General features: G+C 67.5%; 23 protein-coding genes, 1 tRNA gene, 1 other RNA gene and 3 pseudogenes. 11 read left to right on the forward strand and 17 right to left on the reverse strand.

What is annotated here, in order from left to right:
• Positions 1-40: 40 nt before the first annotated feature.
• The 3 genes and pseudogenes from ON33_RS21620 to ON33_RS21630 form a co-directional block, all read left to right on the forward strand.
• Positions 41-418, forward strand: a complete 378-nt coding sequence (locus ON33_RS21620; RefSeq protein WP_051152599.1) for an ArsR/SmtB family transcription factor — start codon at positions 41-43, stop codon at positions 416-418.
• Positions 415-669 (forward strand): annotated as a pseudogene (locus tag ON33_RS21625) (aquaporin); the annotation flags it as partial. The gene ON33_RS21620 and the pseudogene ON33_RS21625, both read left to right, overlap by 4 nt.
• Positions 647-943 (forward strand): annotated as a pseudogene (locus tag ON33_RS21630) (low molecular weight phosphatase family protein); the annotation flags it as partial. The pseudogenes ON33_RS21625 and ON33_RS21630, both read left to right, overlap by 23 nt.
• Before the next feature lie 117 nt (positions 944-1,060).
• Here ON33_RS21630 and ssrA read toward each other — a convergent pair.
• Together ssrA and smpB are read right to left on the reverse strand one after the other, a co-directional pair.
• Positions 1,061-1,433: a transfer-messenger RNA gene (gene ssrA / locus ON33_RS39105) on the reverse strand.
• Between the two features lie 114 nt (positions 1,434-1,547).
• The gene (gene smpB / locus ON33_RS21635; RefSeq protein WP_040860814.1) at positions 1,548-2,024 is read right to left on the reverse strand and encodes an SsrA-binding protein SmpB; all 477 of its coding nucleotides are present in this window, start codon (positions 2,022-2,024) and stop codon (positions 1,548-1,550) included.
• Positions 2,025-2,224: 200 nt separating this feature from the next.
• Between smpB and ON33_RS43485 the strand changes: the two are divergent.
• Positions 2,225-2,311: pseudogene (locus tag ON33_RS43485) on the forward strand (putative quinol monooxygenase); the annotation flags it as partial.
• A 157-nt stretch (positions 2,312-2,468) separates the two neighbouring features.
• Here the strand turns inward: ON33_RS43485 and ON33_RS21640 are convergent.
• From ON33_RS21640 to ON33_RS21680, 10 genes are all read right to left on the reverse strand, one after another.
• On the reverse strand, positions 2,469-3,137 hold the full coding sequence (locus tag ON33_RS21640) for a slipin family protein (protein WP_063711049.1): 669 nt from the start codon (positions 3,135-3,137) through the stop codon (positions 2,469-2,471).
• A 368-nt stretch (positions 3,138-3,505) separates the two neighbouring features.
• A tRNA-Glu gene (locus tag ON33_RS21645) sits at positions 3,506-3,578 on the reverse strand.
• 87 nt (positions 3,579-3,665) lie between these two features.
• A complete protein-coding gene (locus ON33_RS21650) occupies positions 3,666-4,184 on the reverse strand; it encodes a hypothetical protein (protein ID WP_051152600.1) in 519 nt (172 codons plus the stop codon).
• Positions 4,177-6,300: a DNA helicase RecQ gene (gene recQ / locus ON33_RS21655; RefSeq protein ID WP_174391553.1), complete on the reverse strand. Its 2,124-nt coding sequence runs from the start codon at positions 6,298-6,300 to the stop codon at positions 4,177-4,179. Before recQ ends, ON33_RS21650 begins: the two co-directional genes overlap by 8 nt.
• Positions 6,301-6,405: 105 nt before the next feature.
• Complete coding sequence (ftsX, locus tag ON33_RS21660) at positions 6,406-7,311, reverse strand: permease-like cell division protein FtsX (RefSeq protein WP_040860815.1); 906 nt, start codon at positions 7,309-7,311, stop codon at positions 6,406-6,408.
• Positions 7,311-8,000: a cell division ATP-binding protein FtsE gene (ftsE, locus tag ON33_RS21665; RefSeq protein WP_033090942.1), complete on the reverse strand. Its 690-nt coding sequence runs from the start codon at positions 7,998-8,000 to the stop codon at positions 7,311-7,313. The genes ftsX and ftsE overlap by 1 nt, the downstream gene beginning before the upstream one ends.
• A 57-nt stretch (positions 8,001-8,057) precedes the next feature.
• Positions 8,058-8,240 carry an Rv3103c transmembrane domain-containing protein gene (locus ON33_RS41455; RefSeq protein WP_157184657.1) on the reverse strand — a complete coding sequence of 61 codons (183 nt, stop codon included), beginning with the start codon at positions 8,238-8,240 and terminating at the stop codon, positions 8,058-8,060.
• The gene (locus ON33_RS21670; protein WP_040860816.1) at positions 8,212-9,084 is read right to left on the reverse strand and encodes a mechanosensitive ion channel family protein; all 873 of its coding nucleotides are present in this window, start codon (positions 9,082-9,084) and stop codon (positions 8,212-8,214) included. The genes ON33_RS41455 and ON33_RS21670 overlap by 29 nt, the downstream gene beginning before the upstream one ends.
• A 3-nt stretch (positions 9,085-9,087) precedes the next feature.
• On the reverse strand, positions 9,088-10,209 hold the full coding sequence (gene prfB, locus ON33_RS21675; RefSeq protein ID WP_040860817.1) for a peptide chain release factor 2: 1,122 nt from the start codon (positions 10,207-10,209) through the stop codon (positions 9,088-9,090).
• A gap of 212 nt (positions 10,210-10,421) precedes the next feature.
• On the reverse strand, positions 10,422-11,279 hold the full coding sequence (locus ON33_RS21680; RefSeq protein ID WP_040860818.1) for a helix-turn-helix transcriptional regulator: 858 nt from the start codon (positions 11,277-11,279) through the stop codon (positions 10,422-10,424).
• Between the two features lie 143 nt (positions 11,280-11,422).
• Between ON33_RS21680 and ON33_RS21685 the strand changes: the two genes are divergently transcribed.
• Both ON33_RS21685 and hisN read left to right on the forward strand, forming a co-directional pair.
• Complete coding sequence (locus ON33_RS21685; RefSeq protein WP_040860819.1) at positions 11,423-12,019, forward strand: NADPH-dependent FMN reductase; 597 nt, start codon at positions 11,423-11,425, stop codon at positions 12,017-12,019.
• A gap of 118 nt (positions 12,020-12,137) precedes the next feature.
• Positions 12,138-12,923 (forward strand): histidinol-phosphatase, encoded by a 786-nt coding sequence (hisN, locus tag ON33_RS21690; protein ID WP_040860820.1) that lies wholly within the window; start codon positions 12,138-12,140, stop codon positions 12,921-12,923.
• A gap of 7 nt (positions 12,924-12,930) precedes the next feature.
• Here the strand turns inward: hisN and ON33_RS21695 are convergent, their stop codons facing one another.
• Positions 12,931-13,350, reverse strand: coding sequence for a hypothetical protein (locus ON33_RS21695; RefSeq protein ID WP_157184658.1), 420 nt, complete (start codon positions 13,348-13,350; stop codon positions 12,931-12,933).
• Between the two features lie 159 nt (positions 13,351-13,509).
• On the reverse strand, positions 13,510-13,767 hold the full coding sequence (locus ON33_RS21700) for a hypothetical protein (RefSeq protein ID WP_040860822.1): 258 nt from the start codon (positions 13,765-13,767) through the stop codon (positions 13,510-13,512).
• 234 nt (positions 13,768-14,001) lie between these two features.
• On the opposite strand from ON33_RS21700, the gene ON33_RS21705 reads away from it, so the two are divergent.
• Entirely contained in the window at positions 14,002-15,390 is a 1,389-nt protein-coding gene (locus tag ON33_RS21705; protein WP_373281048.1) for an acyl-CoA dehydrogenase family protein, read from the forward strand.
• 28 nt (positions 15,391-15,418) lie between these two features.
• Positions 15,419-16,654 carry an acyl-CoA dehydrogenase family protein gene (locus ON33_RS21710; protein WP_040860824.1) on the forward strand — a complete coding sequence of 412 codons (1,236 nt, stop codon included), beginning with the start codon at positions 15,419-15,421 and terminating at the stop codon, positions 16,652-16,654.
• Positions 16,655-16,739: 85 nt separating this feature from the next.
• On the opposite strand, the gene ON33_RS21715 is transcribed toward ON33_RS21710, so the two are convergent.
• Positions 16,740-17,150 (reverse strand): hypothetical protein, encoded by a 411-nt coding sequence (locus ON33_RS21715; protein ID WP_040860825.1) that lies wholly within the window; start codon positions 17,148-17,150, stop codon positions 16,740-16,742.
• A 516-nt stretch (positions 17,151-17,666) separates the two neighbouring features.
• On the opposite strand from ON33_RS21715, the gene ON33_RS21720 reads away from it, so the two are divergent.
• Positions 17,667-18,542 (forward strand): serine hydrolase, encoded by an 876-nt coding sequence (locus tag ON33_RS21720; protein ID WP_218001484.1) that lies wholly within the window; start codon positions 17,667-17,669, stop codon positions 18,540-18,542.
• 16 nt (positions 18,543-18,558) lie between these two features.
• Here ON33_RS21720 and ON33_RS21725 read toward each other — a convergent pair whose 3' ends face one another.
• A complete protein-coding gene (locus ON33_RS21725; RefSeq protein WP_040860826.1) occupies positions 18,559-19,365 on the reverse strand; it encodes an SDR family oxidoreductase in 807 nt (268 codons plus the stop codon).
• A 91-nt stretch (positions 19,366-19,456) separates the two neighbouring features.
• Positions 19,457-20,242, reverse strand: a complete 786-nt coding sequence (locus tag ON33_RS21730) for a helix-turn-helix transcriptional regulator (protein WP_245550650.1) — start codon at positions 20,240-20,242, stop codon at positions 19,457-19,459.
• A 107-nt stretch (positions 20,243-20,349) separates the two neighbouring features.
• Here ON33_RS21730 and ON33_RS21735 point away from each other — a divergent pair, with 107 nt between their 5' ends.
• Positions 20,350-21,177: an SDR family NAD(P)-dependent oxidoreductase gene (locus ON33_RS21735; RefSeq protein ID WP_040860827.1), complete on the forward strand. Its 828-nt coding sequence runs from the start codon at positions 20,350-20,352 to the stop codon at positions 21,175-21,177.
• A gap of 387 nt (positions 21,178-21,564) precedes the next feature.
• Positions 21,565-23,226 carry an acyl-CoA synthetase gene (locus tag ON33_RS21740; RefSeq protein WP_040860828.1) on the forward strand — a complete coding sequence of 554 codons (1,662 nt, stop codon included), beginning with the start codon at positions 21,565-21,567 and terminating at the stop codon, positions 23,224-23,226.
• The last annotated feature ends 112 nt before the right edge of the window (positions 23,227-23,338 follow it).

Here is a 23,338-nt window from a genome sequence, read left to right on the forward strand (position 1 = left end):
TTCGCTTGCCCGCTAATTCGATGGACATCAATATCGATGCGTGTCGAAACGGCAGCTACCGCTGACCGAGGTGACCTCACCCGCGTGTGAGGTCACACCTCTGGCCCGGCAACCTTTGACCCCACAGGCCGCCGGTGAGCTGGCGGTGGTGTTCAAGGCGTTGTCGGATCCGGTGCGGTTGCGGCTGCTGTCGGTGATCGCCAGCCACACCGGGCAGGAAGCGTGCGTGTGCGACGTCTCCGACGGCTTCGACGTCTCCCAGCCCACCATCTCCCACCACCTCAGGGTGCTGCGTGAGGCTGGGCTGCTGTCGAGTCAGCGTCGCGGGTCCTGGGTGTACTACCGCGTCGAACCCGCCGCACTGGCGCAGTTGTCGGCGCTGCTGGACATCGCCCTGCCCGAGGCGGTCACCCGATGAGCCTCCTGGCACGGCGGCTGCTGGCCGAGTTCGTCGGCACCGGACTGCTGGTCTGCGTCGTCGTCGGCTCGGGCATCGCCGCCCAGCAACTGTCCGCCCACGATGTCGGGCTGCAGCTGCTGGAGAACTCGACCGCCACCGTGTTCGGGCTCGGGATCCTGATCCTGATGCTCGGCCCCGTCTCGGGCGCGCACTTCAATCCCGTTGTCTCGGTTGCGGATTGGTGGGCCGGACGCCGCCGAGGCCATGGCCGAACTCGGGATCGACATCACCGCCCAGACCCCTAAGATCCTCACCCCCGACACCGTCGAAAGCTCGACCGTCGTCATCACGATGGGTTGTGGCGACACCTGCCCCTACTTCCCCGGCGTCGACTATCGCGACTGGAAACTCGACGACCCCGCTGGCAAGGGCGTCGAGGCCGTGCGGCCCATTCGCGACGAAATCCGCACCCGGGTAGCACAACTCATCACCGAGCTGCTGCCCATGCCCACCGGCCAGACGAACGCCTCTGCCTCGTCCTGACCGGCCAGCCCGCTCGCCCCGACGGGCCGCTGCCGCGAAAGGTGAGCACAGACCCCGACCGGTCCGAGAAGGCGAAATGAAAAAGCCCCCTGACCTGTGTTCCAGATCAGAGGGCCTGGGTGGAGCTGCCGGGAATCGAACCCGGGTCCTCCGCCGCATCTTCAGGGCTTCTCCGTGTGCAGTTCGCTATGCCTCTGCTCGGATCTCTCGGTCACGCGAACAAGCCGAGATGACGATCCCAGTCGCTGTTTGATGTCCCGTCCGACGCCGCGACCGCGCCGGACGGTAGAGCCCTCTAGCTGATGCCAGGGACCGGGTCGAGGGCGAACCCGGGCTGACAGACACGCTTCGTTGCTTAGGCAGCGAGAGCGTAGTCGCGCTGATGAGAATCGGCGCTTATAGGGTTACAGCGACGCTTATACGGTGGTCTCCTGCCTGCACCGACACGCTTCCCCTGAATCAACGTACGCAGTCGAAACCGTTCAGCCCCGTCTGTGTTCACCGATTCAGATGAACTACCCGGCTCTCACCGGGCTACCTATCCTAACACCGGACAAACCCTGGTTCATTCCATTAACGCGCGGCCGACCGGCGGGTCCGATGCTCAGCCGCGCATGCCCTTGATGCGGCGGCCGAGTTCGCGGGTGACCTCGCGTTCGGCGTCGCGTCGGGCCAGGTCCTGGCGCTTGTCGTAGTCCTGCTTGCCCTTGGCGAGGGCCAGTTCGACCTTCACCTTGCCGTCGGAGAAGTACATGGACAGCGGGACAAGTGTGAGACTCGACTCCTTGGTCTTGCCGAGCAGCTTGTCGATCTCGCGGCGGTGCAGCAGCAACTTGCGGGTGCGACGCGGCGCGTGGTTGGTCCAGGTGCCGTGCCCGTACTCGGGTACGTGCAGGCCGCGCAGCCACACTTCACCGTCATCGATGGAGGCGTAGGCGTCGACCAGCGAGGCCTTCCCCTCGCGCAGGCTCTTCACCTCGGTACCGACCAGCGCGACCCCGGCCTCGAACGTCTCGAGGATCGCGTAGTTGTGCCGCGCCTTCTTGTTGCTGGCGATGACCTTGCGCCCCTTTTCCTTCATGTCTCCTCTATCGTCCCGTCGCTGCCCGGAGTGCCCAACCAGCTTACGGATGCTCCGGCCCGAACTCGCACGGTCACGTGTTCGAGCCTCGTAGTTCAACCGTCCCGGCCGGCGGGTTGTTCCGGTGGCCGGGACGACCCCGGCCGGATTTCATCCGAATCAAGGTCGATCCCGCGGCGGCCGGCCGGGTCGCGCAGGCGATGCTGACGCTGACCGCGCCCACCCTCCCCGAACCGGGCTGCCACACCTACGAGTTCTACCGCGACCATGACGAACCGTCGCTGTTCCTCTGCTTCGAGCTCTGGGATTCACGCCGGGCGCTCGGCGCGCACGGATCGACTCCCCACAGGCCTTCCTCACCAAGTTCGGTCCGCACCTCCAGGTGCGGGAGCAGAACCATACGAGCGCGCCGGCCCGGCCGGAACGGGATGTTCCGGCCGGGGCTCACTCGCCGATGCGCGAGTCGAGGACGACCTTGGTGCCCGGCGCGGAAGCGACCTGCAGGGTGCGCAGGCGCAGCAACAGCGGATTCTCGTCGAGCAGCTTGGCGGTATTGGCCAGCGAACGCAGAGCGGCCGCCTCGGCGCGGGCCCGCTCGAGCTCGGCGCGGCCGCGTTCGCGGGCCAGCACCGTTTCGAGAGCGGCCCTGCGCAGTTCGCCGGGGAGCATGAGGTCCTTGGCGCGCACGCTGTCGACGCGGATGCCGAGGCGTGCGACCGCGGCCGCGACGCGTTCGGTGCCGGCGCCCAGCAGAGCACGGTCGGCGACCAGCTCGTCGAGGGTGTGGGCGGCCACCAGATCGCGGGCGACCTCCTGAACCGCGTCGTACAGCACGGTTTCGGCCTGCTGGGCACCGGTGGTGAAGGCCACCGGATCGGTGACCACCCAGTCGCCGACGAAGCTGACGCGCAGCGAGAGCCCGTCGCGGGTCAGCAGCTCCTGGCCGCCGATCTGCAGCAGGCGCGGGCGCATATCGACCGTGACCAGGGTGCAGCGGTCCTTGTTGTAGCGGTGCCGCCCGGGGCCGAGCACCTCCTGCAGGGTGCCGTCCTTGAACAGCAGTGTCCGCTGGAACTCCATGACCGTCTTGTATTCCATGACAGTCGCGAACATGTCTTCTCTCCTTCCCCCACAGCGATTTCGGCGCGACCGGATACGCCTCGCCCGGTCACGGGACCGCGGCGGGGGCCTCCCCCGGCCGTCGCCGGAGAGCCCGCAGGGCCACGGCACCGCACCCGACCGGGCGAGGCGTACCGGTGTAGGGAATCGAACCCCGGCAGATATGTTCTGCGCCAACCTGAATGGACGTGGCCGCCCTCGAGCGGGGAATACGGTCCGGAGATTCCGGGGCACCCCTCGAGCGACCGGAAATCACGCTAGCCATCGCATCCTCAAGCGCGCCAATGATTTTCCGGGCCCGCAACGGGAAAATCTTGAAACGCGAAAAGGCCCTTCAGCTTTCGCTGAAGGGCCTTTCACAGTAGTCCCGACGGGATTTGAACCCGCGCTACCGCCTTGAGAGGGCGGCGTCCTAGGCCGCTAGACGACGGGACCAGGTCGCTCGCTGCGATCCGTGGACCGCGGCAGCTCCGAAAGCTTATCGCGCTCACGCCCAGCAACCAAATCCGCTGCCAGTGGCCCCTAACGGAGGGGTGGTAGCCACCCGCCGGAGCCGACCGGAGGCGGTGGTGGTGACAGGTCCGGACCGGGAGGCGGGAGGTCCGGACTGTCCGGCGGGACGAACGGACCCTGGTGCGGGACATACGGCGGCGGTTCCCAGCGCGGACGCGGGATCAGTTCGCCGGCGCGCACGGCGGCGGCACGGTCGATGAGCAGCGGAATACCGGTGTTGCGCCACCAGCGCAGCGACACTGTGCCGTCGGTTATGCCGTAGCCCACTTCGAACCGCGGAATCGCCACGTGATCAGTTTCACGAAACCGCACCACGCCGAGCTCGATGCCGAGGATCTCCGCCATGCCCGCCTCGACGGCATTGCGCACATCCCAGAACTCGCACGGCATCGGCTGTCCGCGGAACCGATCGCGCAACGCGTCCCAGAGATGCGGATCACCGCGCATACCCCATTGCACGGGCGTGCGATGGAACAGTGCATCGAAGGTGATCTCACCGAAACCCATGGGCTGCCGGGGTTCACACATAGTCGGGCGGTAGTTCGTCGAAGTCCGGCGGCACCTCGTCCGGCCACGGAATGTCATCGGCGGGCGCGAAACTGGATGCCGCCGGAGCGGCAGGCCGCGGTACCGAATCGAATCGTGAAGCACGACGCGGTTCCGCCGGGCCGCTCGAGCTCTCCCCGGCGCTGGTCCGCAGCTGCGATGCCGGGGCGGCAGGCGGGCTGGAAGAGGCTGCGGGGCTGCGATTTTCGGCGGCCGTGTCGGAGGACGGGCCACCCCCGGTAACGACCTCGAGAACGCCCTCACCGTACTTGGCGCGCTTGTTCTCACCGATGCCGGAGATGGTGCCGAGGTCGGCGAGGGACGCCGGCTTCCGGGTGGCGATCTCGCGGAGGGTGGCGTCGTGGAAGACGACGTAGGCGGGGACGCCCTGTTCCTTGGCGGTGGCCGCGCGCCAGGCGCGGAGCTTCTCGAACAGGTCGGTGTCGGACTGGCTGAGGACGCCGGCGGCGAGGCGAGATGTCTTGGCGGGCTTGGTGGTCCGGGCGGCCTTGGCGCGTTCGGGCTCGCGCCGGAACATGACCTGACGCTTCTCGAACAGCACCTGATTGCTGGCGTCGGTCAACGTGAGCACGCCGTAGTCGCCGTGCACGGCGAGCAGACCCTGAGCCAGCAGCTGGCGGACCACGCCACGCCATTCGACATCGCGCAGCTCGGTGCCGATGCCGAAGACCTTCAGTTCATGGTGGGCGTGCTGCTCCACCTTGGGATTGCGCTTGCCGATCAGGATGTCCACGATGTGGCCCGCGCCGAAGCTCTGGCCGCGTTCGCGTTTGAGTCGCAACACGGTGGAGAGCACCTTCTGGGCGGGCACGGTGCCGTCCCACGCCTCGGGCGCGTTGAGGCAGGTGTCGCAATTGCCGCAGCGCTCACCCTGCTGACCGAAGTAGGCCAGCAGCTGGACGCGGCGACACTGCACCGTCTCGCAGAGCGCGAGCATGGCATCGAGGTGCAGCTGCAGCTGACGGCGGTGCATCGCGTCGCCGTCGGACGAATCGATCATCTTCCGCTGCTGCACAACGTCACTGAGGCCGTACACCATCCACGCGGTGGACGGCTGGCCGTCGCGCCCGGCGCGGCCGGTCTCCTGGTAGTAGCCCTCGACCGACTTGGGCAGATCCAGATGCGCGACGAAGCGCACATCCGGCTTGTCGATGCCCATGCCGAAAGCGATGGTGGCGACCACCACCAGCCCGTCCTCACGCAGGAACCGCGCCTGATTGGTCGCGCGGGTGCGGTTGTCCAGGCCCGCGTGATAGGGCACGGCCTCCACGCCGTTCGCGGTCAGGAAGGCCGCGGTCTTCTCGACGGAATTGCGCGAGAGACAGTAGACGATGCCCGCGTCACCGGCGTGCTCGCTCTGAATGAACGAGAGCAGCTGATGCTCGGCCCGATTCTTGCCCTCGATCCGGTATTGGATATTGGGCCGGTCGAAGCTGGCGACGAAGTGCTTGGCGCGGGTGAGATCGAGCCGCTCGGCGATCTCCTTGCGGGTGGCCTCGGTCGCGGTCGCGGTGAGCGCGATGCGGGGCACATCCGGCCAGCGCTCGTGCAGCATGGACAGGCCCAGGTAGTCGGGCCGGAAGTCGTGGCCCCACTGCGAGACACAGTGCGCCTCGTCGATGGCGAAGACCGAGATCTTGCCCCGATCCAGCAACTGCGCGGTGGACTCCAGCCGCAGCCGCTCCGGGGCGAGGTAGAGCACATCCAGCTCGCCGGCCACGAATTGCGCCTCGACCGTGCGCCGTTCGTCGGGGAACTGGGTGGAGTTCAGGAATCCGGCGTGCACGCCGACGGCATTGAGAGCGTCGACCTGGTCCTGCATGAGCGCGATGAGCGGTGAGATCACCACACCCACGCCGGGACGAACCAGCGCCGGAATCTGATAGCACAGCGATTTGCCGCCACCGGTGGGCATGAGCACCAGGGCGTCGCCGCCGGAGATCACCTGCTCGACGATCTCCCGCTGCGGTCCGCGAAAACTGTCGTATCCGAACGTCTTTCGAAGAACCTGGTGCGCCGGATCACTTCCGGCGTCATCCAGGTTTCCGACTACGGTCTCGACCTCCGGCGCACTCACGCCCGCAATCCTACGGACACCGCCCGACAGTGGAATGCCGTTGGCCTGTACGCGCCCAACTTCGCACCCCGACCCGGCAGATGAGGTCTTGGTACCGAACGAAAGTCACTCGCGGACGTAATACCGCAGCGCGGCATAAGCCGTGAGCGCGGCGAATCCGACACCGATCGGTGTGACCACCATGGCGACCGCCGCGATGTCGTCGCCCGTGATCCGCGGCAGCACCTGGTCATTGAACAGGGACCCCAGCGCCCGGTTGATCACCAGCGGCTGCGCCACGAACAGACCGGCCACGGCCAGCACCGATCCCACCAGCGCGGCCAGTACCGCTTCCAGGAGGAACGGCAGCTGCGTGTACCACCGTGTCGCGCCGACCAGTCGCATGATCCCGACCTCGGTCTTCCGGGCCAGCGCCGCGACCTGAACCATATTGGCGATCAGCAGCAGCGCCGCCAGTGCCTGCAGCGCCGCCAAACCGAAGGCGGCATTGCGCAATCCGACGAAGAAGCTGACCAGCCGGTCCACGATGTCCATGTCATTGAGCACGGTCATGACGCCGGGGCGCTTGGAGAAATCGTCGTAGATGGACCGGTATTTGGTGACGTCGTCGAGCTTCACCCGGAACGACGCAGGCAATCCGTCCTTGCTGACCTCGTCGGCGAGCCCGGGCTGATCCTTGAAGGTGGTCTCCTTGACCTCCTTCACCGCGTCCTGGCTACTGATGAACTGCACGTTCGCCACGTAGTCGTGCTTCTTCAGATCCGACATGAGCGAGGCGCACGGCTGCCCGGTGCAGTCCGGATCGGTCTTGGAGACCTGATCGTCCAGGTACAGCCGGATCTCGACCCGCTGGACGTAGTAGTCCTGGATCTTGTCCGCCATGCGCACCGCGAGCAGGCCGCCGCCGAGCATGGTCAGCGAGACCGCTGTGGTGAGGATCATGGCGATGGTCATGGTGACGTTGCGGCGCAGGCCGGTGAAGACCTCGCTGAACAGGAATCCCGCGCGCATTACCGGCCCACCCCGTACACGCCCATCTCGTCGTCCCGGACGATGCGCCCGCGATCGAGTTCGACCACGCGCCGGCGCATAGCGTCGACGATGGTGTTGTCGTGGGTGGCCATGACCACCGTGGTTCCGGTGCGGTTGATGCGTTCGAGCAGCGTCATGATGTCCTGGCTGGTCTCCGGGTCGAGGTTGCCGGTCGGTTCGTCGGCCAGCAGTACCAGCGGCCGGTTCACGAAGGCGCGGGCGAGCGCGACGCGCTGCTGTTCACCGCCGGAGAGTTCGCCGGGCAGGCGGTCGGCCTTGCCGGCGAGGCCGACCATGTCGAGGGCTTCGGGCACCGAGCGATTGATGAATGCTCGTGATTTGCCAATGACTTCCAGCGCGAAGGCCACGTTCTGTTCCACGGTCTTCTGCTGCAGCAGCCGGAAATCCTGGAAGACGCAGCCGATGCGCTGACGCAGTTTGGGAACCTTGCGCCCGGGCAGCCGGTCGACCCGGAAGTCTGCGACCCACACCTCACCGGTGGTCGGCTTCTCGTCCTTGAGCAGCAGCCGCATGAACGTGGACTTTCCGGAGCCCGAGGGCCCGATAACGAAGACGAACTCGCCTTTTCCGATATCGACGGAGACATTGTCCAGCGCCGGCCGCGTCGAGGTCTGATACGACTTGGTGACGTTGCGCAGGGTTATCACGGGGAGCCAGTGTAACCAGCACGACGCCGCGGCCGACTACACCGCGCGGACTCGGGCTCAGCGGTCCGTGTGCTCGGAAGAGTTTGGCAGATAGTTGCTGAGCATGGTGTTCACAATCGGAGGTGTGCTGTTGGTCTGGTGTTGGGCGGGCTTGACGAAGATGTAGAGAACGAAAGTCGCAATCCACACGGCCACCAGGATCGCCGTGGACTTACGCGTTTTCTTGATGAGCACCGACACTGAGACCCTCCCGGCGCAACGCTGCGGCGACTCGCACCCGCAACTCGCGTCCGACTTCGAACTGTTTGCCCGGTAGCGTCCGGGCCACCATCTTGATGTTCATCTGGTTCACGGTGAGATCTTCGACACCCATGACACTCGGCTCATCCAGCAACAGTGCTTTGAGCTTGCGATCGGCGAAGGCCTTGGCCCCCACGTCGTGCAGGATCTCGTTGACCTTGTTGATGTCGGCGGTGGCGGGCACCGGCACGTCGATGGCGGCGCGCGCCCAATCCTTCGACAGGTTGGTCACTTTCACGATTTGACCGTTCGGAACGGTTATCACTTCGCCGTCCGCGCTACGCAGCGTCGTGATGCGCAACGTGACGTCCTCGACCGTACCCTCGGCCTCGGTCGAATTGCCAGTGACTGCGATGCGCACGACATCGCCGAAGCCGTACTGCCTTTCGGTGATCAGGAAGAATCCGGCGAGCAGATCCTGGACGATCCGCTGCGCCCCGAAACCCAGTGCGGCGCCGAGCACCGCGGCCGGGGCGACCAGTCCGCCGAGCTCGAAACCCAAGCGCCGCAGCACTTCCAGCGACACCAGGAAGTACACGATGGACAGCACCACCCAGGTGATGACCTGGGCCAGCGCGTGCCGGTGCTTGGCCGCCTCGGACCGCACCAGCGAATCGCTGCTGTGGAAGCCGGCGTCGATCTTGCGAGTGATCCTGTCGCGCACGTAGTTCGCGGCGCGACTGAACAACATGGTGCCGGTGATCAGCAGCACGATCTCGAGACCGCTGGACCGGAGCCAGTTCCCGAGATCGGCGCCGGTTCCCGCGGCGAGAATCGAATGCATGCGTTACCCCTGGGTCGTCTGCTCCCGCATGCGCCAGCGGATGCCGGATTCGATGAAAGCATCGATATCGCCGTCGAGCACGGCGGAGGGGTTGTTGACCTCGTAACCGGTGCGGAGATCCTTGACCATCTGGTACGGGTGCAGCACGTAGGAGCGCATCTGGTTGCCCCAGGACGCGCCCTCGTTGGTCTTGAGCGCGTCCATCTGGGCGCGTTCTTCCTGACGTTTGCGTTCCAGCAGCTTGGCCTGCAGCACGCGCATGGCCGAAATCTTGTTCTGCAGCTGCGATTTCTCGTTCTGGCAGGTGACGACGATGCCGGTCGGGATGTGCGTGAGGCGGACCGCGGAGTCGGTGGTGTTGACGGACTGGCCGCCGGGACCCGAGGAGCGGTACACGTCGACGCGGACCTCGCCGTCCGGGATTTCGATGTGGTCGGTGGTCTCGACGACGGGCAGCACCTCGACCTCGGCGAAGGAGGTCTGGCGGCGGCCCTGGTTGTCGAACGGGCTGATACGGACCAGTCGGTGTGTGCCCATTTCGACCGATAGCGTGCCATAGGCGTACGGAGTCTTGACCGCGAAGGTCGCCGACTTGATGCCCGCCTCTTCCGCGTACGAGGTGTCGTAGATCTCCACCGAGTACTTGTGGCTCTCGGCCCAGCGGACGTACATGCGCATGAGCATCTGCGCCCAGTCCGCCGCGTCCACGCCGCCCGCGCCGGAACGGATGTTCACCAGCGCCTCACGCTTGTCGTACTCGCCCGACAGCAGGGTCCGGACTTCCATCGCCTCGACATCGGCGTGCAGGGCCGACCGCTCGGCATCCGCGTCGGCGAGGGCTGCGGTGCGGTCCGCGCCCTCCTCCGCCTCGGCGAGCTCGTAGAGCACGGGCAGATCCTCCAAGCGCTGACGCAGATCCCGCACCCGCCGCAGCTCGCTCTGCGCGTGCGAGAGTTCGCTGGTCACGCTCTGGGCGTGCTCCTGGTTGTTCCACAGTTCGGGGTCGGCCGCCTGCTGCTCCAACTCGTCGATGCGGCGAGCCAGCTCGTCGATGTCGAGCACAGACTCGATGGTCTTCAGAGTCGTGTCGAGTTCGGCCAAGTCAGCGGAGACGTCAGGATGCACAAGGCTCAAATCTACTACCCCGCCTCCCCGAGCCTTCAGCGGACAGCCAAGTGCCGTAGCCACTTAGGCACCCGTGCCGGCGGTTGGGAGCCAACCCAATTCTGGACCTCCCCGGTGAGTTACCCCGACCGTTACCAAATCAGTCGTCACCTTCCGATCGCACCGAAGAACCGCCACCAGGCATTGACCAGGGCTGCGGGCCGACCGAAAACTCAACCGGCGACGGCGCGCAGCCCGCCGGGGCGGCGGCCCACGAGCCGGTCGAGGGCGGTGGCGGTGGCCTCGTCCGCGGGGAGGTAGACCATGAGGAACTGGTCGTCGTCCGCGGAGAGGTTGAGGGTCTCGTAGGCCAGGCGCAGGGCGCCGGCCTCGGGGTGGGAGAGGCGGCCGACGCCGTTGGTGTCGGGGAGGCCGGGGATGGTGTCCAGGCGGTGGGTGAATTCGGGGCCGACGGCGGCGGTGAGTTCCTCGATGAGGGCGTTGACGTGGGGGTCCGCGCGGCCGGGTCCCTGCTTGAGGGTCGCAACGACCTTGTCTGCCTTGTGTTCCCAATCGGGGTAGGCGGTGCGGGCGCGCGGGTCGGACAGGACGTAGCGGGCGTAGCTGCCGGGCAGGCCGCCGTCGAGCAGGCCGATCGGGCCGAACAGGGCGCGATAGCCGTCGGTCACGGCGAGGATTTCGCTGAGCCGGTTCATGACGGCGGCGGGCGCGGGTTCGAGCTGGTCCAGCATGGCCTGCACGGCCGGGCGGATGCGGCGGTTGGGGCCGGAACCGCCGCGGCAGTTGAAGTTCGGATCTCCCGCCTTGGCGAAGTTGAGCAGGTGCACCCGCTGGGCGGGGGTCAGTCGCAGCGCGTCGGCCAGCGCGATCAGCACGGGCGCGGACGGATGGCGGTCCCGGCCCTGCTCCAGGCGCGTCAGGTACTCGACGGAAACGCCTGCGAGCGTGGCCAATTCGGCGCGGCGCAGGCCGGGGGTGCGGCGACGCGCACCGGTGGGCAGGCCGGCCTCGGCGGGTGTGACCGCCTCCCGGCGCTGCCGCAGGAACAGTCCCAGCTCGTTCTCGCTCACGATTTCGACGCTAGCAACGGAGGCTGTTCTTATGGTGTCCCTGCCACTACCACTCTCAGCGTGGTCTCCCTAGCACTCGCGCCGGCTCGCAGAGTTGACCTCGAGCGGCCGACCGGTCGCAGCGCATTGTGAAGGAGACCCCCATGACCAGCACGCCTCTGCGCCTCGCGGTGATCATCGGCAGCGTCCGGGAGGGACGTTTCGGGCCGGTGGTGGCCGACTGGTTCGCCGCGCAGGCTCGCGCGCACGGCGCGTTCGAGGTGGACGTCGTCGATCTGGCCGACTACAACCTGCCGCACGAGCTGCCCGCGGTGCCGATGGTGATGGAGCCGAATCCGGCCCGGCCCGGGCAGGGCGACGAGCTGGCCGCGCGGCTGGCCGCCGCCGACGCCTTCGTGGTCGTCACCCCGGATATCAACCGCAGCTTTCCGTCGTCACTGAAGACGGCTATCGATTGGCATCTCACCGAGTGGGATCGCAAGACGGTGGGTTTCGTCGGCTACAGCGGCAAGTCCGGCGGCCTGCTCGCCATCGAGGGCCTGCGCGCGATCTTCAACGAACTCAATGCCCACACGGTGAAGGATTACGTCTCCTTCAGCCGCTACTACCTGCTGTTCGACGAGTCCGGCACGCTGCGGGATCCGGCGGAGTTCGAGGATTCCGCGACCCGGCTGCTCGACGGACTGCGGTGGTGGGCAACGGCGCTGGCCGCGGCCCGCACCGCCCCCGTTCCCGCGTGATCGGCGAGCGGCACACCGATCTGGGAGATAACGGGCAATTCACCATCACCGTTGTGCCACCCAGCGTTGGGGACGTGGGACACCACTTGTTAACGGGGGAGGACTAACGTGCTGGGGCGTGACCGGATACTCCGCTGACCTGGAACTCGCGCTGAAGCTGGCCGACGCGGCCGATGGGATCACCCGTGAGCGGTTCGGGGCGCTCGATTTGAAGATCGATTCCAAACCGGATCTGACGCCGGTGTCGGATGCCGATCTGGCGGTCGAGCGGACGCTGCGGGAGATCCTGGCCGTCGAACGGCCGGACGATCTGGTGCTCGGTGAGGAGTTCGGCGGGGATGTCGAATTCAGCGGGCGGCAGTGGGTCATCGACCCGATCGACGGCACCAAGAACTTCGTGCGCGGGGTGCCGGTCTGGGCCTCGCTCATCTCGCTGCTCGAGGACGGCGTGCCGGTGGTGGGCGCGGTGAGCGCGCCAGCGCTGGCCCGGCGCTGGTGGGCGGCGGCCGGGCACGGCGCGTGGAGCAGTTTCGAGCAGGGTGAGCCGCGGGCCATCTCGGTTTCGGCGGTGGCCGAACTGGGTGCGGCCAGCCTGGCGATCTCCAGCCTGTCGGGCTGGCGGGCCATCGGGCGACGGGCCAAGCTCATCGCGCTCACGGACGAGGTGTGGCGGGTGCGCGGCTACGGCGACTTCTACGGCTACGCGCTGCTGGCCGAGGGCGCGGTCGACATCGTCACCGAACCCGAGCTGTCGCTGTGGGATATGGCGGCGCTGGACATCCTGATCCGCGAGGCGGGCGGCACCTTCACCTCGCTGGACGGCAAGCCGGGACCGCATGGCGGCAGCGCGGTGGCTACCAACTCGCATCTGCAGGACCAGGTGCTGGCCGCCCTGCAGGCCTGAACCGGCCTCAGCCGAGTCGCCGCACGGCGGGCCACATCTCGGACCAGGGTCGGCGGGGCGCGCGGCACGGGATGATCGCGCGTCCCTGCTCGATATCGCGGATGTTCAGCCCCTTGTCGATGCGGCCAGGGGTTCCCGGTCCGCGCAGAAGCGGGTCACCCGGTCGGCGGCCGCCGCCGAGTTCGCGGGCGGTGAGTCCGGCGCAGATCACCACGGCGGTCGCCGTCATGGTCGCCGGAAAACGCAGCAGCAGTACGGAATTCGCATCGATGGCCGACATCGCGCGGGCCAGTAGCGGCGGCTGATCGGGTACCCCCAGTCCGATCGCCGTCGCGCGGCCAGGAAGTAGAGCTCGTCGCGAGCGATATCCGTGCCGGGCGGAGAGCGCGGTGAGCAGGACCGCGAATATCCCTGCTATCCAGTACATTTCGCCACCCAGGGCGTTCGCCGGCCGTTCGAGCGTCCCTCGCATCGCATCCGGGGCGGCCGGGCCCCCGGTGCTGCGGCAATACCCGGCGCGGGCTGCGGTCCCGCCACCGGGCGCGTTGCTACGCCTGTTATGTCAGCGTCGCTACGCCATCGTTTCTCAGGCGAGCGGGACGCACACCGAGCCGAAGTCGAGGAACGGGCCACCGGGGGCAGCCGAGCCGACGCCGACCGAGCCGAGTCCGAGCTCGGTGCCGACGCCGTTGATGCACCCGCCCGAGGCGGAGCCGGTGCCGATGCCGGAGCCGGTGACGCCCACGTCGATCGGCTGCAACTGCACAGCGTCGGCGTTGGCCATCGGGGCGGAGAGGAAGAGACCGGCGGCAATGAAGCCCACCGTTCCGAGCGCGATCTTCATATGTACGAACCTCCATCAGGAGCGAGTTATGCGCCGACACACTAGCCCAGTCGGCGAGCTTCTGAAGCATATTTGTTTCACTAGATCCGGGAGGTACCGGCCAGTAAGTTGAAACCACCCCTCTGACCTGGCGATTCGACAAGCCTGGACGCCACTTCTTACTCTGAAGTAAGATAGTCTTACTCAGGAGTAAGATTGCTGGGCAGGATCACCCACCTCCTCGATAGAAAACTGGTGATTATGAGCACTCGAGACACCGCAACGAAGCGGGATACCTCCGCCGTTGGCCTCAACCCGGTCAAACGTGACTGGATGGGCGCGGCGATGCGGGTCATGACGACCATCACGGGATCGGACCTGGCGGAGAAGTACAAGCTGCGGAAGCCGATCGAACGAATCACCTACGAAGGCACCAAGACCGGATTCCGGACCCTGGGCGCGGCCACCCGGGTGTTCGAGAAGGTCGCCGGCGGTGGCGCTCCGAAGCGTCTGCCCGCCAACGAGTCTCGTAAGAAAGACTACTTCGACCTCACCCCGTCCGACGAGCAGCAGATGATCGTCGAAACCGTGCGCGACTTCGCCGGCGAGATCCTGCGCCCGGCCGCGTACGAGGCCGACAATTCCACCAAGGCCCCGCGCGACCTGCTCGAGCGCGCCGCCGAACTCGGCATCACCCTGATCAACGTGCCCGAGGAGCTCCAGGGCGCGGCCTCCGAGCGTGGCGCAGTCACCAATTCGCTGGTGGCCGAGGCGCTCTCGTACGGCGACATGGGCCTGGCGCTGCCGATCCTGGCGCCGAGCGGTGTCGCGGTCGCGCTGTCGCAGTGGGGTACCGACGCCCAGCAGCAGACCTACCTGGGCGCCTTCACGGGTGAGAACGTGCCGCAGGCCTCGGTCGTCATCTCCGAGCCGCAGGCGCTGTTCGATCCGTTCGCGCTGCAGACCAAGGCCACCCGCTCCCCCAGCGGTTTCCGCCTCAACGGCGTGAAGACCCTGGTCCCGGCGGCCGGTGACGCCGAACTGTTCATCGTCGCCGCCGAGCTGGACGGCCGCCCCACCTTCTTCATCGTCGAGTCCGACACCGAGGGTGTCGTGATCGAGGCCGACCCGAGCATGGGCATGCGGGCCGCGGGCCTGGGTCGCCTGCACCTGAACAATGTCGCCGTTCCGGCCACGGCTCTGCTGGGTGACTCGGAGGGCGCGGTGCGCGCCGAGGAGTACGCCGACGCGGTGCGGCTGGCCCGCCTGGGCTGGGCCTCGATGGCCATCGGCACCGGTCAGGCCGTGCTGGACTACGTGATTCCGTACGTGAAGGAGCGTGAGGCGTTCGGTGAGCCGATCGCGCACCGGCAGGCGGTCGCGTTCATGGTCGCCAATATGGCGATCGAGCTGGACGGTCTCCGTCTCGTGACACTGCGGGGTGCGTCGCGCGCGGAGCAGGGGCTGTCCTTCGCCCGCGAGGCGGCGCTGGCCAAGAAGCTGGCCACCGACAAGGGCATGCAGATCGGCCTGGACGGCGTGCAGCTGCTGGGCGGTCACGGCTTCACCAAGGAGCACCCGGTCGAGCGCTGGTACCGCGATCTGCGCGGCGTCGGCGTGGCCGAAGGCATCGTCCTCATCTGACCCGACTTCTCAACGGAGAGACCACCTCATGATCAATCTCGAACTCCCCAAGAAGCTGCGGGCCAGCGCCAACCAGGCCCACCAGGTCGCGCAGGAGATCTTCCGTCCCGCGTCGCGCAAGTACGACCTGGCCGAGCACGAGTACCCGGTCGAGCTGGACACCATGGCCGCCATGGTCGAGGGCCTGTCCGATTCCGGGTCGGCCGACGTCTCCGGCGCCACCGGTGGCCGCAAGGCCGGTGAGAAGACCGCGGGCGACGCGCACGCCACCGAGTTGCTCGGAAACACCAACGGCGGCAATATGTCCGCGCTGATGAACGCGCTGGAGACCTCGTGGGGCGATGTCGGCCTCATGCTGTCGATCCCCTACCAGGGCCTCGGCAATGCCGCCATCGCGGCGGTCGCCACCGATGAGCAGCTGTCGCGGTTCGGCAAGGTGTGGGCCGCCATGGCCATCACCGAGCCGTCCTTCGGCTCCGACTCGGCGGCGGTGTCCACCACCGCGGTGCTCGACGGCGACGAGTGGGTGCTCAACGGCACCAAGATCTTCGTGACCGCTGGTTCGCGCGCCACCCACATCGTGGTGTGGGCGACCGTCGACAAGGCGGCCGGCCGCGCGGCCATCAAGTCGTTCGTGGTGCCGCGGGATGCCAAGGGCCTCACCGTGTCCCGCCTCGAGCACAAGCTGGGCATCAAGGCCTCCGACACCGCCGAGCTGCGCCTCGAGGACTGCCGGATCCCCAAGGACAACATCCTGGGTTCGCCGGAAGTCAATGTGGAGAAGGGTTTCGCGGGCGTCATGCAGACGTTCGACAACACCCGTCCGCTGGTGGCCGGCATGGCCATCGGTGTCGGCCGCGCCGCCCTCGAGGAGCTCCGCACCGTCCTCACCGACGCGGGTGTCGAGATCTCCTACGACAAGCCGGCCAACAACCAGCACGCCGCCGCCGCGGAATTCCTCCGCCTGGAGGCCGACTGGGAAGCCGCCTACCTGCTCGCGCTGCGCGCGGCATGGATGGCCGACAACAAGAAGCCCAACTCCCTCGAGGCTTCCATGTCCAAGGCCAAGGCCGGTCGCATGGGCACCGACGTCACCCTCAAGGCCGTCGAACTCGCCGGCACCACCGGCTACTCCCAGCGCCCCCTGCTGGAAAAGTGGGCCCGCGACTCGAAGATCCTCGACATCTTCGAAGGCACCCAGCAGATCCAGCAACTCATCGTCGCCCGCCGGGTTCTCGGGCTGGGCAGCGACAAGCTGAAGTAAGTTCTGGCACAAAGGAAGACCGGTGCGGGCGCATTCGTGGCTCGCACCGGTCTTCTTGTTTCCGGACGCTCTGGTCCGTGGTGGGTTAGAGACCGAGCGCCTTCAGCAGGTTGCCGATAACCGGGAGGGAGTCGGCGCTGCCGGTGCTGGTTTGCGCAGCGGACACGGTCACGGGCAATGTCGCGGTCGGGGGGCGGGAGCCAGGGTATCCAGCGCCGCTGGCGCAGCCATACGCTTCGATGGTGTGTGCGCCTGTAGTGGTCGGCGTCCACTGCACAGTGGCAAGCAGATTCGGGCCCGGCGCGATGGTTCCACCGCCGAGCAGCTGACTCGCGTCGGTTGCCGAATAGGGATCGAGGTCGATCGCCACAGCGAGGGTGGACTGCACCTGACAATGCACGGTGATCGTGTACGTCTGGTTGACAGTCAGGTTGGTGCCGCCGGACACGGTGATCGAGGTAGGCGCGGTATCGGCCGACGCGACACCGACACCCATCGCGCCGATGACCGCCAGCGCCGACGCGACTCCCCCGCCGATCCAACGGCCGCGTGTTGTTGTGCTCGTTCTTCTCCTGAATGCGTTTTCGAACCGCTTGCGGACTCGGCAAGTTCGCGAGTCGCGCGACACTAACGAGTCCCCTCGGCCGGAACAACGGGGTCGTATCGGTAGTCGGATCGGTCTCGGTTCACGCCGAATCCCGTACCGATCTCGAAGTCGCCGGTCGACGGACGAGCAGCGCTAGCTGCAAGCTGCCGGGTATGCGCGGGCACTGGCGGTCAACTGGGGCGCGGCTGCGGTGGTGGCCACTGTATGACCTGATCCGTGACGCCATCTACTGAGCCGCACGACTCAGCGACATAAGCTGGGAGTTTCGGGCTCTGGTTGCCCAAATGTGATCTACGCGGATAGGTTTCGCCGGTGCGTGGATTCAGTAGGCGGATGCTATTGGGGGCCGGTGCTATCGCCGCTGGGGGGATGGTGCGGGCGGGAACGGCCCGGGCGGGTGTGCCTGTGGTGGGGCCGGCGTTCGATGCCCAGTATCGGGCCATCACGAAGGTGGCCGGGGGGCGGTGGCACTGTCTGGTCAGCGATCTCGGGTCGGGGAAGCCGGTTCCGGTCGTCGAGGAGGACGCCGACTTCGTCATCGAGGGCGCCAGCGTACAGAAGCTGGCGGTGATGACCGCGGTGATGACCGAGGTGGATGCCGGGCGGATCAAGTTGTCGGACACCACGACTCTGGATGCCGATATGGTGGCCGAGGGCAGCGGGCTGTATCTGAACCAGGCGGTATTCGGGGATCAGCTGACGGTGGCGAATCTGCTGACGACCATGCTGCAGGTGTCGGACAACACCGCGGTGCGGTTGTTGTCGCGGTTCGTGTCGGGGGATCAGATCAACGAGATCTTGGATCGGCTGGGGTTCAAGGCGACCCGGGTGCTGCCGATAGCCGGGGAGAGCCGGTTCTATCTGGGGAACACGACGGCGCGGGAGAACAACGACCTGCTGTTCCGGCTGGCGTCGGGGACGCTGCTGTCGAAGGAGTCGACACAGGCGGTGCTGCGGATCATGACGTGGACCGCGGTGGGATACGCCGATGGGATCCGGCGGAACATGTCCTCGGACGAGCGGGCGCGGTTCGCCACCAAACACGGTGCGTCCGAAGACAAGCGGCACGACACCGGGATCATGTTCGACGCGGCGGGCGCGCCGCTGGTGGTGTTCTCCTTCTTCGCCGATCAGGCGCCGGACGCGGACAACTACGGAGCCACGAATCCGGTGGTGGAGGCGCATGCCACGCTGGGGCGGGCGCTGTTCGACACCTACACGCATCTGTCGCCGCTGCAGTCGTTCATCGATCCGAAGAAGATCGCCTCGGGCGGGCACTGAGCCGGCGCGGGAAGTATCAGCCCGCCAGTAGATTTCGCATGGCGGTGAAGACCTCGGAAGCGCCGCCCAGCGACCAGCCGCCGTCGACGGGGATGATGGCGCCGTTGACGTAGGTGGCGTACGGGGACGCCAGCCACAGGCAGCAGTCGGCGATCTCCTGGGCGGTGCCGTAGCGGCCCAGCGGCACGGATCTGGTCACCAGCTCGGACAATTCGGGAGTGGGAGCCAGGCGGGACATGCCCTCGGTGTCCTCGATGGGGCCCGGAACCACGGCATTGACGCGGACGCCCGCCCCCGCCCATTCCAGCGCCGCGACCTTGGTGAGCATGTCCACGCCCGCCTTGGCAGCACAGGCGTGGGCCTGCAGGGTCATCGGAACGGTCGACTGCGGCGCCGAGATGGTGATGACCGACGCCCCGGGCGTGCGTAGGTGCTCGCGGGCGGCGCGCAGGACATTGAAGGTGCCCTTCAGATCGATGTCCACCACGGCCCCGAAGGCCCGCGCCGACATGGATTCCGTTGCCGCGGGGAAGTTCCCGGCCGCGCCCGAGACCAGCACGTCCAGCTCGCCGAGCTCGGTGCAGGTGGCCGCGAGGCCCTCGGCGACCGCCTCGAAGTCGCGTACATCCGCGGCGAAACCCAGGGCGGTGACCCCGCATTCGCCGAGCGAGTCGACGGCCGCGCGTACCTTGTCCGGCGTGCGCGAGAGCACCGCCACCGAGGCCCCCGCCCGCGCGAAAGCTTGAGCCACAACGAGATTGATGCCGCTGGTACCGCCCGCCACGAAGACCGTCCGGCCGGAGAAATCGAAGAGGTCGCTCATCACCTGATTTTGCGGCGCTGTCTCGGCGCCGGTACCCGGATCGACCGGTTCGATACCGGATGGTGGCGCGGTCAGGCCACCGCGAGCGCGGTCAGGCGGCGGCGAAGCGGACGGCCAGCTGAGTGCGGCTGGCGCAGGCAGTCTCCGCCAACACCCGGCTGAGGTGCTTCTTCACGGTATCGACGCCGATGAACAGGCGCTCGGCGATCTGCCGGTTGGTGAGTCCGCGCGCGGCCAGATCCGCGACCTCCCATTCCCGGGGCGTCAGTTGCCAATTCGCGGTGGTGTCACGCCGTTCCCGGTCCCGGGCGAGCTGATCGGCGGCCAATGGGGCGAGGTGCCGTCGCAGGGCGTGCAGGACCGCGACGTCCCGTTCCGGCACCCGTAGCGAGTCAGCCACGGCCATACCGACATACAGCACACCGGCGGGTCCGCCGTCCACCAGCATGGCGGCCTTGTCATTGATTCCGTTGGGGCGCAGGAAGTCTGTCAGGAACGGGGTGGCGCCGGGCACCTCGCTGAGCCGGATGACGCCCCGGTTCCGCAGCAGATCGGCGACCATCTCGCCGCGCAGAGGATCCGCGTCGATCCACCGCGCGGCGTAGTCGGCGAGGAACTCGGAGGTGTACCCGCCCTGGATGCCGCAACCCTCACGGATCGCATCGTCCAGCGAATCACCGTGCAGCACAGCGACTCCGGTGAATCCGAACCAGCTCTGCAGGGCGAGCAGCAGCCGCTCCCGGAACTCGGTCAGATCCCCGGCCCGATCCACCGATTCGAGCACCCCGATCAGCCGCCGATGATCCTCGGCGCTCAGCGGGTCGCCCTCGGGGAGCGGGCGGGGACGGCGAGTGGGGTCGGTGAGGGCTCCGGTCACCGGTCCATATTCCACCTTTGGGCCATACCGGAGCACGCCGCGCGCGGGCATTGTTGGGGACAGCACTCCGGCGGACCCGCCGGAAGAACCGATCAAGGAAGCGACCCATGACTGCACAGACCTCCCGCCGCTGGCTGATCACCGGAGCGAACAGCGGTTTCGGCGCGGCCTTCACCGCGGCCGTGCTGGCCGCCGGTGACGAGGTGGTGGCCGCGGTCCGTCGTCCCGAGACGATGGCGGACGTGGTTGCCGCGCACCCGGGCCGGGTGCAGGTGGTGACCCTGGACGTCCGCGATCCGGCCGCCGCGGAACGAGCGGTCAAGGAGGCCGGGCGGATCGACGTCCTGGTCAACAACGCGGGCTACGGCATCGTCGGCGCGATCGAGGAGACCACCGAGGCTGATCTGCGGGACGCCATGGAGGTCATGTTCTTCGGCCCGCTGCGCCTGACCCAGCTGGTCCTGCCCCAGATGCGCGAGCGCCGCGCGGGCGCCGTCGTCCAGCTGACCAGCATGGGCGGATTCCTGTCCTTCGCGGGCGTGGGCGCCTACAGCGCCGCCAAGGGCGCGCTGGAGCTGGCCAGCGAAGCCCTTGCCGCCGAGGTGAATCCGCTCGGCATCCAGGTGCTGATCGTCGAACCCGGGGAATTCCGAACCGGTTTCGCCAAGCCCGCCGCCCTCACCATCGGCTCCGCCATCCCGGACTACGCCGGCACCGTGGGCGCCATCCGCGACGGCCTGCCCGCCTCCGATCAGCAGCAGCAGGGCGATCCCGGCAAGGCCGCGGCCGCCGTCCTCGCGGTGGTCGGCCAGGCGGACGCCCCGCTGCGCCTGGCCCTGGGCCCGGATGCGGTCGGCGCGATCCGCGGCAAGCTGGCCACCGTCGCCGCCGAACTGGACGCCACCGCCCACCTGGGCCTGACCACCGGCTTCTGAACCCGGATCTCAGAGCCCGGATACGCGAACAGCCCGCCGAGTGATCGGCGGGCTGTTCGCGTGAGCTCGCTACTACAGGGCCGCGAGCGACGAGCTGCCGCTGGTCATGGCGGAGACGATGTTGGCGAGCACGGCGAGCAGTTCCATGAGATTCCTCATCGATCGGGGGAAGGGGAACCCGCAGCCTTGGCGATCGGGGTTACGAGCAGGCTATCGGCAGGTGAATACGACAGGGCCATTCGCTCAGAATTGCCGTGCCTGTCGTGACCGACGTTGCTGTGTCTGTCGTGACCGGAATTGTGTAACGGCGGTCACATACCGCTGTTACGGTGACGCTACCGCCGTCGGGTCCGGGCGGCGGACGGTTCGTCAACGGAGGTGGTCCGCATGGCCTCGGTTCTGCATTCGGCTCGGCAGCGCTTGGTGCACACCGGTGAAGCGCTCAGAGGCTTGAAGCGGCTGCGGGAGCTGGGCCTGAGCGATCCCACCGATCCCGTGGAGACGGTGCGATTGCTCAGGGACGCCAGGGTTTTCGGGCCGCCGGCGACGGCCGTACGGCGCGGGGCGCGCCTGTTCGGGGACCTGCCGGCCCTCGCGGACGAGCGCGGCGAGCTCACCTACCGGGAGCTGGACGAGCAGTCGAACGCGCTGGCGCGCGGCCTGCAGCGCTCCGGCGTCAAACCCGGGACCGTGGTGGGCGTGCTGGCCCGCGATCACCGGGGCCTGGTGCTGACCATGGCGGCGCTGGGCAAACTCGGCGCCCGGCTGGCACTGATGAACACCGGATTCGCCAAACCTCAGTTCGCCCAGGTGTGTGAGCGCGAGAACGTGCGAGTCGTGTTGCACGACAGCGAGTTCCTCGGTCTGCTCGATGCCCTGCCCGCAGACCTTCCCCGCGTACTGACCTGGGTCGACGAGGGCACGGAAGTACCGTCCGGGGTAAAGACTCTGGACGAGCTGATCGAGTCCAACGCGCCGACGCCGCTGCCCGCGCCCAAGAAGCCGGGCGGATTCATCATTCTCACCTCGGGCACCACCGGCCTGCCCAAGGGCGCACCGCGCGAGCGCACCGGCCCCCTCTCGACCGTGCAGATGGTGGACCGCATCGACTTTCCGCAGCAGGGGACGATGATCATCGTCTCCCCCATCTTCCACTCCACCGGATTCGCGACCTGGCTGACCGCGTGCGCCTTCGGCAACAAGGTGGTGGTGGCGCGCCGCTTCGACGCCGAGCGCACGCTGCGCCTGATCGCCGAGCACCGCGCCGACATGCTGGTCGCGGTGCCGACCATGCTGCATCGAATGGTGGAGCTGGACAAGGAGATTCGACAGAAGTACGACACCTCCTCGCTGACCGGGATCGTGCTGGCCGGTTCGGCGCTGTCGCCGGAACTGTCGGTGCGCACGGCCGAGGTGTTCGGGCCGGTGCTCTACAACCTGTACGGCTCCACCGAATGCGCGATCGCCTCGGTCGCTCGGCCCGAGGATCTGACCCTCGCGCCGGGGACGGCGGGACGGGCGCCGCTGACCTGCGAGGTGGCGCTCTTCGACGACGACGGGACGCGCGTTCACGGCAAGAACGTGACCGGCCGCGTGTTCATCCGCTCGGGCTCGCCGTTCAAGGGCTACACCGACGGGCGGATGAAGGAGGTCATCGACGGCTATATGTCCAGCGGCGATGTCGGGCACTTCGACGATCGCGGACTGCTGTTCATCGACGGCCGCGACGACGACATGATCGTCTCGGGCGGGGAGAACGTCTTCCCGCAGGAGGTCGAGAACCTGCTGCTGGAGCGTCCCGACGTCTTCGACGCGGCCGTGGTCGGGGTGAACGATGTCGAATTCGGTAAGCGGCTGCGCGCGTTCATCGTTCCCGAGCCGGGAATGGAGCTCGCGCCCGAGGAGATCCGGACCTATGTGAAGGCCAATCTGGCCCGCTACAAGGTGCCGCGGGACGTCTTCTTCCTCGACGATCTGCCGCGCAATGCCACCGGAAAGCTGCTGCGCCGCGTCCTCGTGGAATACGAGCCTCCCGTAGCGAGCCAGTAGAGGGGCCCGCACCACCGGAATTCGGCCCGCTCCCCTACCGGGCGCGGGCCCGAATGGCGTCCGCGACACGGCGGCAATCATGGGATCCCGGCCACCAGCCGCGCGGTCTATT

Source organism: Nocardia niigatensis NBRC 100131 (assembly GCF_000308655.1).
Classification (GTDB): domain Bacteria; phylum Actinomycetota; class Actinomycetes; order Mycobacteriales; family Mycobacteriaceae; genus Nocardia; species Nocardia niigatensis.